10 protein-coding genes are annotated in these 12,845 nt (G+C 46.7%); 1 reads left to right on the top strand and 9 read right to left on the bottom strand.

Features of this window, described 5'->3' with window-relative positions; translation table 11 throughout:
- Positions 1 to 6 precede the first annotated feature (6 nt).
- The 9 genes from C1S74_RS17605 to C1S74_RS17645 all read right to left on the bottom strand — a co-directional run bounded on the left by C1S74_RS17605 (position 7) and on the right by C1S74_RS17645 (position 11,202).
- Positions 7 to 1,347, bottom strand: a complete 1,341-nt coding sequence (locus C1S74_RS17605) for an MATE family efflux transporter (protein ID WP_045396372.1) — start codon at positions 1,345 to 1,347, stop codon at positions 7 to 9.
- A 216-nt stretch (positions 1,348 to 1,563) separates the two neighbouring features.
- Complete coding sequence (locus C1S74_RS17610) at positions 1,564 to 2,577, bottom strand: LacI family DNA-binding transcriptional regulator (protein WP_045396375.1); 1,014 nt, start codon at positions 2,575 to 2,577, stop codon at positions 1,564 to 1,566.
- A 134-nt stretch (positions 2,578 to 2,711) separates the two neighbouring features.
- Complete coding sequence (locus C1S74_RS17615; protein ID WP_038869766.1) at positions 2,712 to 3,806, bottom strand: ABC transporter ATP-binding protein; 1,095 nt, start codon at positions 3,804 to 3,806, stop codon at positions 2,712 to 2,714.
- The gene (locus C1S74_RS17620) at positions 3,806 to 5,155 is read right to left on the bottom strand and encodes a GH1 family beta-glucosidase (RefSeq protein ID WP_045396378.1); all 1,350 of its coding nucleotides are present in this window, start codon (positions 5,153 to 5,155) and stop codon (positions 3,806 to 3,808) included. The genes C1S74_RS17615 and C1S74_RS17620 overlap by 1 nt, the downstream gene beginning before the upstream one ends.
- A gap of 23 nt (positions 5,156 to 5,178) precedes the next feature.
- The gene (locus C1S74_RS17625) at positions 5,179 to 6,063 is read right to left on the bottom strand and encodes a carbohydrate ABC transporter permease (RefSeq protein WP_038880193.1); all 885 of its coding nucleotides are present in this window, start codon (positions 6,061 to 6,063) and stop codon (positions 5,179 to 5,181) included.
- A 1-nt stretch (position 6,064) separates the two neighbouring features.
- Positions 6,065 to 7,054 carry a carbohydrate ABC transporter permease gene (locus C1S74_RS17630; RefSeq protein ID WP_038869770.1) on the bottom strand — a complete coding sequence of 330 codons (990 nt, stop codon included), beginning with the start codon at positions 7,052 to 7,054 and terminating at the stop codon, positions 6,065 to 6,067.
- A 60-nt stretch (positions 7,055 to 7,114) separates the two neighbouring features.
- The gene (locus tag C1S74_RS17635; protein ID WP_038880189.1) at positions 7,115 to 8,362 is read right to left on the bottom strand and encodes an ABC transporter substrate-binding protein; all 1,248 of its coding nucleotides are present in this window, start codon (positions 8,360 to 8,362) and stop codon (positions 7,115 to 7,117) included.
- A gap of 22 nt (positions 8,363 to 8,384) precedes the next feature.
- Positions 8,385 to 9,389 (bottom strand): LacI family DNA-binding transcriptional regulator, encoded by a 1,005-nt coding sequence (locus tag C1S74_RS17640; protein ID WP_038880186.1) that lies wholly within the window; start codon positions 9,387 to 9,389, stop codon positions 8,385 to 8,387.
- 481 nt (positions 9,390 to 9,870) lie between these two features.
- Positions 9,871 to 11,202, bottom strand: a complete 1,332-nt coding sequence (locus C1S74_RS17645) for a carbohydrate porin (protein ID WP_038869775.1) — start codon at positions 11,200 to 11,202, stop codon at positions 9,871 to 9,873.
- A 447-nt stretch (positions 11,203 to 11,649) separates the two neighbouring features.
- Between C1S74_RS17645 and C1S74_RS17650 the strand changes: the two genes are divergently transcribed.
- Positions 11,650 to 12,834 (top strand): GGDEF domain-containing protein, encoded by a 1,185-nt coding sequence (locus C1S74_RS17650; protein WP_045396382.1) that lies wholly within the window; start codon positions 11,650 to 11,652, stop codon positions 12,832 to 12,834.
- Positions 12,835 to 12,845: the final 11 nt, after the last annotated feature.

Here is a 12,845-nt window from a genome sequence, read left to right on the forward strand (position 1 = left end):
ATAAGGTTAACTTACCTTAAACTTAGTCCACACTTGTGAGCGCCAACGTCTTGCCATGATGATACCCCGTACCCATTCATCCAGAGCAATCGCCATCCAAGCACCAATGACGCCGTAGCCTAAGTGAATACCGAAGAGGTAAGAAAACACCACACCTAAGCCCCACATGCTTAAAATACCCATTTGCACAGGGAATTTGATGTCACCAGCGCCTTTCAGTGCCGAGATGAAGATGAGGTTAAACACACGGCCAGCTTCTAGCACGATGGAACCCATTACCAATGCGCCTGCCAAGGCTAAGATTTCAGGCTGATCGGTAAACACACTCAAAATCTCTTCGTGGAACAAGTAAATCAAACACGTTGCCGCCGTTGATGCAGCAAACCCGACCAAGAAGTAGATCTGCACGCGCTTCAAAATACTGGTTACCCAACCTTTACCAATGTAGTAACCCGTCTGGATCTGTGCCGCCTGACCAATCGCCAGCGCAAACGCGAACGAGAAACGCGCGATGTTTTGTGCATAGGTAAACGCTGCAAGTGATGACGTCCCCATTTGCACCACAAAGTACACGATACAGATCTGCGCCATGTTGTAAGACAGCACTTCGCCCGCGTTCATGCCACCGATTTTTAGGATCTTCTTGAACACGTCTTTCGGCACTTGTTTTACCTTGGACATTGGCAGTTCGATGCTGCTGCGTTTCAAAATCACCCCCAGCAATAACGTACCAATGACTTGGCTCACTACTGTCGCCACTGCAACACCTTCAACGCCATACACAGGCAAACCAAACGGCTGATAGAGCGCAATGTAGTTACCAATGATGTTGAACACACCAGAAATTAGGTTAACGACCATTGGCGAGCGTGAATAACCGTGGCTACGCAAAATCGTGGTGAAGACGATACCGATGGTGACGTTGAACGTCATCGCCCCGCTGATCAGTAAGTACTCGCGCGCATACTGTTCAACTTGCGCTTCTAACCCGTAATACGGCAAGAAGAACACCGCACCAATCACGGCAAGCACACTTAAGAACGCACCAACAACGACCGATAACGCAACGCTGGCAACACCGACATCAACCGACTCTCTTTCACGTCCTGCACCGTTATATTGCGCAATCAAAATGCCCGTGCCACTGCTGACAAAGGTGGATACGATGATCAAGAAAAACGTTAATTGAGTGATAACACCGACCGCAGACACGGCTTTGTCTGAGTAACCACTCAACATGAATACGTCACTGGTTCCTAAAGCCGTCCGTAGCAAAATTTCGACAAGTATCGGCCAAGCCAATGCCACGATGGACATACGTTGGTTGATATTCTGGCTTTTAGGCATGTGTTGGACCTTTCCTACAACTAAAAACTGCCCCACAGAAAACTGTGAGGCAGTTCAAAAATTAGATTTCTCAAGATTTGGCTATTTTTGGTGATTGTGTATTTAACCAACAAAATTCAGGCGCGAATTTTAGACGGACTTTGGTCACAAATACAGCAATATTTCACGAGTTTCGCAAAATAATTTCTAATGGGTTAGAGACTTACTCCAACTCAATTAACGAAATTTAGACACCGTCGATTGGCGAACGATCAGCTCGATCGGCGGCAGACGAACCTCATGCCTATCACCACTCAACAAATTGAGAATGGACTCGGCACAAACCGCTCCAACTTCTTCAATTGGCTGACGCATTGTGGTAAGTGCTGGGGTGAAATATTGCGAAGTTGGCAAGTCATCAAAACCAATGACGGACACATCTTCTGGCACACGAATACCATGATCATGCAATGCCTTTATCGCCCCATAGGCCGTTTGGTCATTGGCGGCAAAGAGCGCCGAGAAATGCACTTTCGATTCAATCAACTCAACGGTTTTATCGTAGCCCGTTTCACTACTGAAATCGCCTTGCTTGGTCAATTTTGGAAGCACTTTAATTCCAGCTTCTTGCAGAGCGTTCTTGTAGCCAACAAAACGAGCTACGGCATCCGGTTGATTCAAAAGTCCTTTGATATGGGCAATATTCACGTGCCCTTGCTGCATTAAATGCAAGGTAGCCATGTATCCGCCCAACACATTATCTATATTTATCGATCGAACCTTATCGCCAATCACATCATACCCAACGGCAACCACCGGAATTCGTTGGGCATAATCCAAAATCTGCTCTTCCGTTAGACTGCCCGTCACGATGATCACTCCGTCCACATTACTCTTTGCCAAATACTCCAAAGCATGAGATTCCAGTGAACGCTGCCAATGCCCTGTGGCAATCACCAAAGAGTAGCCCTGTGCATTAAGCACTTTCTCCATATCGTTGAGGATACGGCTGGTGTGTGGGCTCTCTGGATGTTGGATAAGTACACCAATGGTCATGGAACGCGTATTGGTGCCCTGACCCATTTGATAATTTGGCTTATAACCCAGTGACTTGATCGCTTTTTCTATGTTTTGGCTTTTATCGTCAGAGACATACGTCGTGCGATTGAGGAAACGTGAAACGGTACTCGGGGAAACCCCCGCCAACTTTGCCACATCATAAATGGATGCCGCTTTTTTATTTTTTTTCATTGTAGGAATTTTCCCAGCAAGCTAATAATAAAAATATAAGTTGCGACGGGGGGCGCGACAACGTTTTGATAAGGGAAATGAGAACTAGATAAGTCGCCAGTACGCAAGCGCGCACTGGCTTTCATATCGGAGGTTTAGAATGTCGCGAGCGAGTTTTCACTCAATGCATCAAATAGGTGAATCGCATCCAAATCCAAGTACAGAGTCAGCGTATCCACATCCACTTCTGCCGCTTGTGTTTCAACCATAAGAGGCTGACCTGCGATTTCTGTTTTCAGCAAGATACTCGCGCCCAATAGCTCCTTGTCTTTGATTTTGACTGGGAACGGCAACACGCGGTCGTGGTCGACCTGTTCTGCACGCAGATGGATATCTGTTGGACGAACACCAAAGTGCAAGGCTAAGTTCTTAGACGCATGCGCTTTAAAACGTTCTGGCAACGGAATACGAACCTCGCCTAATTCCACTTCCCAGTTACCTTCTTCCCCCACCAATTTCGCGTCCAACATGTTCATTGATGGGTTACCAATAAACTGAGCCACAAATTTGTTTGCCGGGCGTTGGAACACTTCTGTTGGTGTGCCGACCTGAGCCACATAACCATCTTTTAGAATCACGATGCGATCCGCCAATGTCATGGCTTCAATCTGATCATGTGTCACGTAGATGGTAGTGGTCTTCAGTTCACGGTGAAGGTGTTTGATCTCTTCACGCATGACGCCACGTAACTTGGCATCTAGGTTCGATAGCGGCTCATCAAATAGGAATACTTTTGGCGTACGTACCATTGCACGGCCCATTGCAACGCGTTGACGTTGACCACCAGACAGCTCTTTTGGCTTACGTTCTAATAACGCGTCAAGCTCAAGCATTTTCGCGGCTTTGCGTACTTCGACATCGATTTGGTCTTTTGGCATCCCTTTTAGCTTGAGGGCAAAAGCGATGTTCTCGTAAACCGTCATATGTGGGTACAGTGCATAACTTTGAAACACCATCGCAAGGTCACGGTCTTTGGCATCGACCTTGTTCATCAACTTGTCACCGACGTAAATCTCACCGCCAGTGATGCTTTCCAAACCCGCAAGCATACGCAGTGTAGTCGACTTACCACAGCCCGAAGGGCCGAGAAAAACCACAAACTCGCCATCTTGAACCGTGAAGTCGAAGTGTTTCACTACCTCAACATCATCGTAGGATTTCTTGATGTTTTTGAATTCGACTTTTGCCATTACTGATTCTCCTCAGCTCGAGCCAACAGCATGTTGCGATAAGCAATTGCGCTCGCTTTTAAGGTGCGCTTTTGCGTTTGGTAATCCACGTGGACAATGCCAAAGCGCTGCTTATAACCGTAAGCCCACTCGAAGTTGTCCATTAGGCTCCAAGCGAAGTAGCCATCCACATTCACACCGGCCTTAATAGCTGCATCTAGCGCTTCTAAGTGCTGTTGGAAATAACGCACGCGCTGCTCATCATTCACTTCGCCGTCAATGCAGTGGTCATCGCCTGCTGCGCCGTTTTCAGTGATGTAAAGTGGTGGCAGGTTCGGGTAACGGTCATTCAAACGCAGGAGCAAATCTGTCAGCGCTTGTGGGTGAATTTCCCAACCAATGAATGTGTGCTCTTGCTCCGGTTGAGGCACCGTTTCAATGTCACCGTGCTCGTTGTAACGCACCACACAACGGGTATAGAAGTTAATGCCAATAAAGTCCAAGTCGGTTTGGATAATATCGAGGTCACCTTCCAGAATCATAGGTAGGTTATGCGCCTGACGATCCAACACGAGTTGAGGGTATTCCCCCTTTAGTACTGGATCCATAAACCAATGGTAGCCTTCTGCATCACTGTATTCTGCCGCACCAATGTCTGCGTCGCTGTATGGGTAAGCTGGCGTCGCATTAAATACACAGCCGTGCATCGCATTGGGTGCGTTCTTACGCATGTGTGGAATAGCAAGACCATGGGCCAACATCAAGTGGTGCGCAGACAAGAAGCCTTCACGTTCACCCTTAAGACCTGGAGCATGTTCACCCCAGCGGTAACCTAAGTAAGCAGAGCAGAACGGTTCGTTTAATGTTGCGTATGAATTAATCTTGTCGCCGAAGTAAGCACTGACTACTTTTGCGTATTGCTCAAACTTGTAAGCCGTTTCTCGGTTTAGCCAGCCGCCTTTGTCTTCAAGGTATTGCGGTAGATCCCAGTGGTATAGAGTCACGAATACTTTCAAACCACGAGCATGACACTCATCGATGATTTGCTCATAGAACTTCAAGCCTTCTTCATTCACCTTGCCATCTTCAGGAATGATGCGAGGCCACGCCATTGAAAGGCGGTATGCACCCACGCCTAACCCTTGAATCATTTCAATATCTTGCTTCCACAGATGGAAATGGTCACACGCCACGTCACCATTGTCTGCATTATCGACAGCTCCTGGCTTATCGCAAAAGGTGTCCCAAATTGAAGGCGTACGCCCACCCAGTTGTGCACCGCCCTCAATCTGATAAGAAGAGGTTGCGACACCAAATAAGAACTCTGGGCTACGTAATTTTGAATCTTGTGGTAGTTGGAATTTATTCATTGTTATAAAACCTTTTGTTTCGCTTAGCCCTTGACGGCACCAGAGGTCAAGCCGCTGATCATCTGTTTTGAGGCAAATAAGTAAGTAATCACTAACGGTAAAATGGAGATGGTGGTTCCGAGCATCACCGCTCCCCACGGCGTATTCGGAATGCCCTGCACACTTCGCAGTGCCTGCGTAATCACGTAGTTTTCTGGCGTTGTCAGTACCACAAGTGGCTGCATGAACATGTTCCAGAAGAAGACAAACTGCACGATTGCTAGGGTTGCGAGCGCCGGTTTCATCAGTGGCAATACCACGCTCCAGTAAGTTCTAAATTCACCCGCGCCATCGAGCTTCGCCGCTTCTAACAGCTCTTTCGGAATCGATGCCACCACGTGTTGGCGCATCAAGAAAATACCAAATGGTGTGGTCGTGAACGGTAACCAAACGGCAAGATGGTTATCGAGCAAGCCAAGAAATTTCACGATCATGAAGTACGGAATCAAGCTCAGTACCGGTGGAATCATCATCGACCCGACCAGCATGCCAAACAGCAAGTTTTTGCCCTTGAACTTGTACACCGCAAAGGCGTAACCGCCCATGCTACAAAACAGCAGTGAAATCGTGGTACCTAGGAACGCGATGTAGATGGAGTTAAACATCGCCTGCCAGAAAGGCATGATTTCCAGTAGCTTTGCGTAGTTCACCGCGAGGCTGTCACCAATGGCAAAGCTGATGCCTGTGCCGAAGATTTCAGTGCGGTCACGCGTCGATAGCAACGCCGACCAAATGAACGGGAATACGGTCATGATGGCAGACACCACCAACACAGTGCCGAGCATCACCATTAATATCTTGGTAAAGATCTCGATGCTGCGATCGCTTGGACGCCAACGCTGCGCCGCAGGTAAGGTAGTTGTAGTCATCTTATTGCTCCCCTAGACCTTTCTTACCGAAGAAGAAGAATTGAATCGCCGTACAGCCTGCAATCAAGGTAAACAGTAACCATGAAATCGCTGATGCAGTCCCCATCTCTAACCATTCCCAGCCCACTTTGTAGAGGTACATAGAGATGGTTAAACCTGATTGGCCTGTACCACCCGTACCACGCGTTAGGACAAAAGGTTCTTCGAACAACTGCAAGTTACCGATGATGGTCATGGTGACCGCAAAGAAGATGAATGGGCGAATCATTGGCAGTGAAATGCTCCAGAAACGACGCCATGCGTTTGCACCGTCCATGCGTGCCGCTTCTAGGATGTCTTTAGGAATCGTCATCAAGCCAGTGGTGTAAAGCACAATGTTGAAACCGGTGTACTTCCAGAACACCATGATGGCGATAGAAGGTTTAACCATAGTGGCGTCATCTAACCAACGGATTGGTTGGAAGTCGTTCACCCAAGAGAATGCCCAGCCGAACAGCGTGCTATCTGCCAACGCCATCAAGCTTTGGTTGATGATCCCTGAGTTTGGCGAATACATGTTAAAGAAGATGAGCGACGCAGCCACCGTTGAAGTGATGAACGGCAAGAAGTAAGCCGACGTCAACCAATGACGGAAGCGGTCTCCTAGCGACACCAAGATGTACGCAACAGGCAATGCCACCAAGTGTTGCGCGACACCAGAAGTCACAGCTAGCCAGAGTGTGTTCTTTAATGAACGCCAAAGCCACGGGTCGGTCAGTGCAATGTGGTAATTCTCAAAACCCACATAATCCATCGCCCCCAAACCTTCAACAGGGTTCCACTCATGGAAGGAAAGAAAAATAGAAAACAGTAACGGGAAAATCCCAAACACGGAAAAAATAATCAAAAACGGCAGTAGGAATCCATACGGTGTAAGCGCTTTCAAATTTAGACGAGAAAAAATACTCTCACGCTCTGATGTTTCCATAACCTTGCTCGCTGCCTGATTCATAGTAACGACCTCTCATCAGGAGGGCGTGGTGCCCTCCTTGCTTACCAAATAGCAAATTGCTTACATGTTGCGAGTACGGCGCTTGATCATGCGCTCTGCATCTTTCAATGCCGTTTCAATGTCTTTGCCTTCATCCAACACTTCCATCAGTGCATTTTCTAAGATGATAGAGCGAGCAACGTGGTCGCCTTTCGCTGGTGCCACTGGTTTGATGTTTTGTGCCACTTCAGCAAACAGTAAGCGCGCCTGCTGACCACCTAAGAATTCAATTTTCTCTTCAAACATAGGGTCGTCGTAAGTTGTGGTGTTTGCAGGGAATGCTGCAATAGTGTCGAAGTGTTTAAGTTGAATCTCACGCTTAGTTGTCATGTATTCGATCAGCTTCCAAGCGTCATCTTGGTGCTTAGATTGCGTAGGAATAGAAAGGAATGAGCCACCCCAGCTTCCGTAAATACCATCAGGAAGGTTAGATACGCCCCAGCTGCCGGCTGTTTCTGGCGCAATCCAGTTGTTTAGGTGACCAAGTAGCCAAGCACCAGAAAGCTGTGTTGCAAATGTGCCGTTACGGAAACCTTCGTACCATTCGTTTGACCACGCAAGAATGCGACCGTCCAAGCCTTTATCACGGATCTCTTTTGCTACTTCAAAAGCGTGAACAAAGCGCTCTGACGTCACTACTGGGTTGCCGTCTTTATCAAAGTAAAGACCCTCCCCCTCAGGTACTGTGGTGAAGATGATCGCTTGCGCCACATCTGCTGCAGAGGCAATCAATTGAACATTCTGTTGTTTAAGTTTTTCACCTGCTGCAATGTAAGAATCCCAATCTTTGATCGCTTCGTTGATATCAATACCCGCTTTTTCGAAAATGTCAGTGCGGTAGTACATCACACCCGGACCAAGGTCGACAGGCATACCGTACACATCACCGTCTGCGCCTTTACCTTGCGCCCATGCATAAGGTGCGAAGCTCTCTGCGTATTTGTCAGCGCCGTATTTTTCAGACAGGTTAACCAAACCACCCGATGCCACAAATGGGCCTATTTTTTCTACATCAACAACAATCACATCACCCGCACCAGAGCCCGTTGCTAGGTTGGTTGTTAGCTTTGTATGGTGATCACCGTGGTTATTCATCAGGTAATCAACCTTAATCCCTGTTTCTTTCTCGAAATCCGGTAGCAGCACTTTCAAACTGCTGTCGAAATCTGGGAAGCCATCAAAGCGAATTTTGGATTCATCAGCTGCGTTTACCGTCGCAGCCACACCCAATGCAGCGGTCATCGCAAGCGTCAAAGTTTTCAGTTTCATGTTGTTGTCCTTAATTATCGTTTTATAGGGTATGCAGTTCCTTGACCGAACTTCTTGGCACTAAGGCCGGTGATAATTTGAAGTTCACATCTCGTTTGTTTTTATTGAGGATTTGAATCACGAGCTGGACAGCTTCAGCACTCATTTGCTCAATAGGGAAGTTAACTGTGGTAAGGGCTGGCGTGAGGTAGCGCGCAAACAAAATGTCATCAAATCCAACCAGAGATACTTGCTCAGGAACATCAACGCCATGGGCTTTAAGCACTTCATAAGCACCAAAGGCCATGTGATCATTACAAGCAAATACGGCAGTAAAATGACAATCGCGCTTCAACAACTTGCGCATTGCGCTTTCCCCAGACTCTTCGGTAAAACCGGCCTCTGAGACCAATGCTTCGTCATACTCAATTCCCGCTTCTTCAAGAGCCTTGCGGTAACCTTGTAGACGCCCCCGTGCATCGGACTTGTCCAGAGGGCCGGTGATACACGCTATGTTGCGATGCCCCATACGCAACAAGTATTCGGTCGCCAACTGGCCACCAAATTCGTTGTCGATCTCAATACAGCTTTGTGCCATTTCAGGGATGAAGCGGTTAACTAACACCACCGGCATACCCTTTTCTTTAAGATCGATTAAATAATCATCTGTTAGGTTTTGTGCGTGCAAAATCATGGCATCAACGCGTCGACCAAGAAGAAACTCCACCGATTCACGCTGACTTTGTTCTGAGTTAGAACCCGCAGTAACAATCACGTGGTAGCCAAAACGACGTAGACGCTCTTCCATGCTGTGTAAGATGCCAGAGTAAAATGGGCCACCAAGCTCCGGCACTATGATGCCAATGCTGCCCGTGCGGCTTGATGCCAATGCCTGCGCAATAGAATTAGGACGATAGCCAAGTGTTTGAATCGCTTTTTCGACTTTCAGCTTTTTATCATGACTCACTCGGCTGGTGCCGTTGATCACACGAGAAACCGTAGCCTGAGAAACACCAGCGTATTCAGATACATCTTTAATCGTCGCCACAAGAAACCTCTTCCACTTGAACCTCAAGATTCAATCTTGCTTCGAGATAAGCTCCTCGAAACCGCTTTCATGGCAGCTAGTATTTCGGATTCACTGAGGTGTTATCGTGAGAGAAATCACACCGAAATCCCTTTAAATTCGGGCAATGTTTGAAAGAATGAGGCGCGTGGCAGTTTGCTTTCATTTCATGAAACTGTTTCATGAAATGGTCATTTCACATTCAAATGGAAACCTTTAAAGGCATTGATTTCACAACTTTTTAAACTTGATTGAATAAAGAAACACAGCAAATTAGAAACAAAAAAAGAGCCGCATAAGCGACTCAAAATAGGGTTAAGAATGGACAGTATGGTGTTCACTGGCTGCAATGAACGCCATGACTAAATAGAGAGAGTTAAGAAATAAATCAGTGGTAGAGACCTAATAAATCTGCCTTCAGTGCCTACCACTGTTACATGGACAGTAATTAACTATGCTAGGCTTACCACCAAGCTTCCCACATCGCACCTAGGCTAACCGTATCTTGCTTAGGATCGTTGATGCCTGTCGCTTTGTTGTCCACCTCACCGACTGTTGCGTAGAAGCGCAGCATTGGTCGAGCACCAGCGCCCCAATCAAACGAGATGTTTTGTGATAGGGTGACTTTCCAACCTGTGTTGTCATCGTCAGCACGTGCGTAGTCGACCATCTGGTAGCCTGCTTCTAACCACGTAGAGTGTGCATCGTTCCAAAAGTACATCGGACGTACGATAGCACTGTAGTTGGTGCGCTCATCTTCCACCGCACTTGAACCATCAACGGAATAATCGTGGTAAGCCAATAGGTACTCAATCGCGGCTTTTTCACCGAGATCGGCATTACCTTCGAAACTTGCATAAATCGTAGTGAGGTCTTCTGTTTTCCAGAATACGCCGTTATCGGCATTGTCTGAATAACGCAATACTAAACGGTTTGAACCACTATCGTGTGCACGAGAAATCACCGCACCTAATTGGTACGCGTCTATGTGCTCAGAGCTATCAATCGCTTCGGAATCAAAGCCGTAGTTTGCGTACAACTCTAGATCTGCAAAACCCATGTCGATACCATGCAATTTAGAAGTGAAAGCGTATGCGCCGCTGTCACCCGTTCCTGCACCACCCGTACATGAGATAGAAGGGTTCGAACCTGGGTCGACAATTTCTGGGCTACAATTTTCTACCGCTGCAACCACACCGAAATCCAGTTTCACAGAGCCAAGCTCAAGGTTATTGATACCACCACCTTGACCATCATGCATCATCCAGAAGTAGTCATTGATGCCTTGTTGTGGACGCTGATGGAAATCACGACCCGCCCAAATGTAAGCATTCGGCTGGCTTTCGAAAACATTCGTTACCCCTGCGTAAGCCTTTTTCAGGTTCACTTCATCGCCCCAGTGATCGAACATCACAACCACATCCCAAATCGCACCGCTGTCGTTCTTGAACGCTTTCGCTAACTGGAATTCACCGCCGTTGCCTTCGTTACCTAATCGACCAATTGCTGATGACCCATTAAATGAACCATCAACCATCACGTATTTCTGATCGCCCGCTTGATAATGTGCGCCGTAGCGAGCATAGCCGGAGAAGACAACGCCATAAGGAATCTCAATATCCGGAGTCAGTACGGCCGGTTGTTGATCATCAACATAATTAGGATCGATGCGATTCTCCAGTTCTTGAATGCGTTTTTCCAAAGCTTCTACATCAGAATCGGCAGCAAAAGTAGAGAGAGAAGCAAGCGAAGCGGCCACTGCAAGAGCGAGAGGTAAAACCTTTAAGTTTTTCATGTGATTTCCCTAAGTTTTTTGTAAGTGTAATTATTTCAATAGGGATCTTAAGGAATGAAACGTTTGAAAAGCCGCTACCGCTTCACATGGCAATAGCGTTCAAAATGACATGAAACAACGCATGAAACTCAAGGTAACTCTTAGCCTTTAAAATCATATGGTTAAAATAACGCTTATTAGATTTTACATTTTGAAATCGCTTTCATTTCACAGGATTGTTTAATTTCTATCACGTTAATTTGTGCAAAATAAGCGCAATTCATTTATGAGATAATGAAAAGTTTCATAATCTTGAAAGTTTTCACAGCTCGTAAATTTCTTACAAATTCAACAACTCACACAAATAGCAAACATGCTTCATATCACAAATAAGGGCTTTGCTATTCCATGCACTACTTAATTACGACCTAGAATAGGCACTAAGTAAGTCTAAAGTAGGGATATACAATGTCGAAATTGGCCGGAGCACGCCTAGAGGAAATGGCGGATATCCGATCGACAAGAAAGAAGAAGATCGTTTTTCTCTGTTCTAGCATCGCCACTGCATTTCTAACCTATGGCTCGGTCCTGCACTATCTTGAAGGGAATTGGGGGCTCAGTTTACTCATCGGTTTATGCGCGCTGGCATGTTTAACCATCAGTTATCTGATCAAAGTCCGTGGTCACCACCAATACGCCGATCTGTTACTCACGGGCGTATTGATGTTTGATGGACTGTTGCTACTGCTTTATAACGACGCCCCTTCAGGTCGACTGCTTTGGCTCTACCCGATTGTGGCTGCCATTATCTTGATTAACGAATTCAAAGTCGGTCTGCTGTTTAGCGTGACGTACTCCCTCATCATCTTTTTCGGTTTAACCTTTTTAGAGAGTGTACCCACCGCCAGTGACATGACCGAGCGCCGATTTATGTTTACGCTGGTGGCGATCTGCTTTGTTTGTCATACCTTTTCTTACTATTACTCTAAAGTCGTGAACTACATTCAAACCCTGTATCGCGAAGGCATCGAAGAACTGGCTTACCTCGACCAATTAACAGGATTAGCTAACCGCTGGAGCTTCGAGACTTGGGCACGTGCCAAGTTAGAAGAGTTGGAACAAGTTGAGACCAAAAGTGTCACGGCTTTAGTCTTTTTAGATATCGATAACTTCAAGCACATAAACGACAACTACGGCCACGATGTCGGCGACCGTGTGTTAAAGCACTTTGCGACTCGCTTAAAAAACAACATTCGTAATAAAGACAGAAAAACGGACAAGCATGACTACTCGATTGCTCGCTTCGCTGGTGATGAATTTGTGTTGATGCTTTACGATGTGAGCGGTAAGAAAGACCTAGACAATATTTTGGATCGTATCGTCAACCTCTTCCAAAAAGGCTATCAGACGGACGACAACATCAATGAGTTAACCATGAGTGTAGGAGCGGCCATTTACGGCCAAGACGCAACAGATTTATCTGAACTGACTCGTTGCGCAGACAAAGCTATGTACGCTGCGAAGCACACTGGCAAAAACCAGTATGCGTATTACGAACATTGCTCACATGCAGAAGAGTTGCGTAATCAACGACACTCGTTGGTTGGCGGAATGGGTAATATCACTTCATTGCAGCGTGACGCCAGCTTATAAACCGAACCGCA

It is taken from the genome of Vibrio hyugaensis (genome assembly GCF_002906655.1).
GTDB lineage: Bacteria > Pseudomonadota > Gammaproteobacteria > Enterobacterales > Vibrionaceae > Vibrio > Vibrio hyugaensis.

Excerpts from the sequence above, each read along its gene's own strand:
- C1S74_RS17605 (WP_045396372.1), bottom strand. The coding sequence starts at position 1,347 with ATGCCTAAAAGCCAGAATATCAACCAACGTATGTCCATCGTGGCATTG.
- C1S74_RS17630 (WP_038869770.1), bottom strand. The coding sequence starts at position 7,054 with ATGAATCAGGCAGCGAGCAAGGTTATGGAAACATCAGAGCGTGAGAGT.
- C1S74_RS17635 (WP_038880189.1), bottom strand. The coding sequence starts at position 8,362 with ATGAAACTGAAAACTTTGACGCTTGCGATGACCGCTGCATTGGGTGTG.
- C1S74_RS17615 (WP_038869766.1), bottom strand. The coding sequence starts at position 3,806 with ATGGCAAAAGTCGAATTCAAAAACATCAAGAAATCCTACGATGATGTT.
- C1S74_RS17645 (WP_038869775.1), bottom strand. The coding sequence starts at position 11,202 with ATGAAAAACTTAAAGGTTTTACCTCTCGCTCTTGCAGTGGCCGCTTCG.
- C1S74_RS17610 (WP_045396375.1), bottom strand. The coding sequence starts at position 2,577 with ATGAAAAAAAATAAAAAAGCGGCATCCATTTATGATGTGGCAAAGTTG.
- C1S74_RS17650 (WP_045396382.1), top strand. The coding sequence starts at position 11,650 with ATGTCGAAATTGGCCGGAGCACGCCTAGAGGAAATGGCGGATATCCGA.
- C1S74_RS17620 (WP_045396378.1), bottom strand. The coding sequence starts at position 5,155 with ATGAATAAATTCCAACTACCACAAGATTCAAAATTACGTAGCCCAGAG.
- C1S74_RS17625 (WP_038880193.1), bottom strand. The coding sequence starts at position 6,063 with ATGACTACAACTACCTTACCTGCGGCGCAGCGTTGGCGTCCAAGCGAT.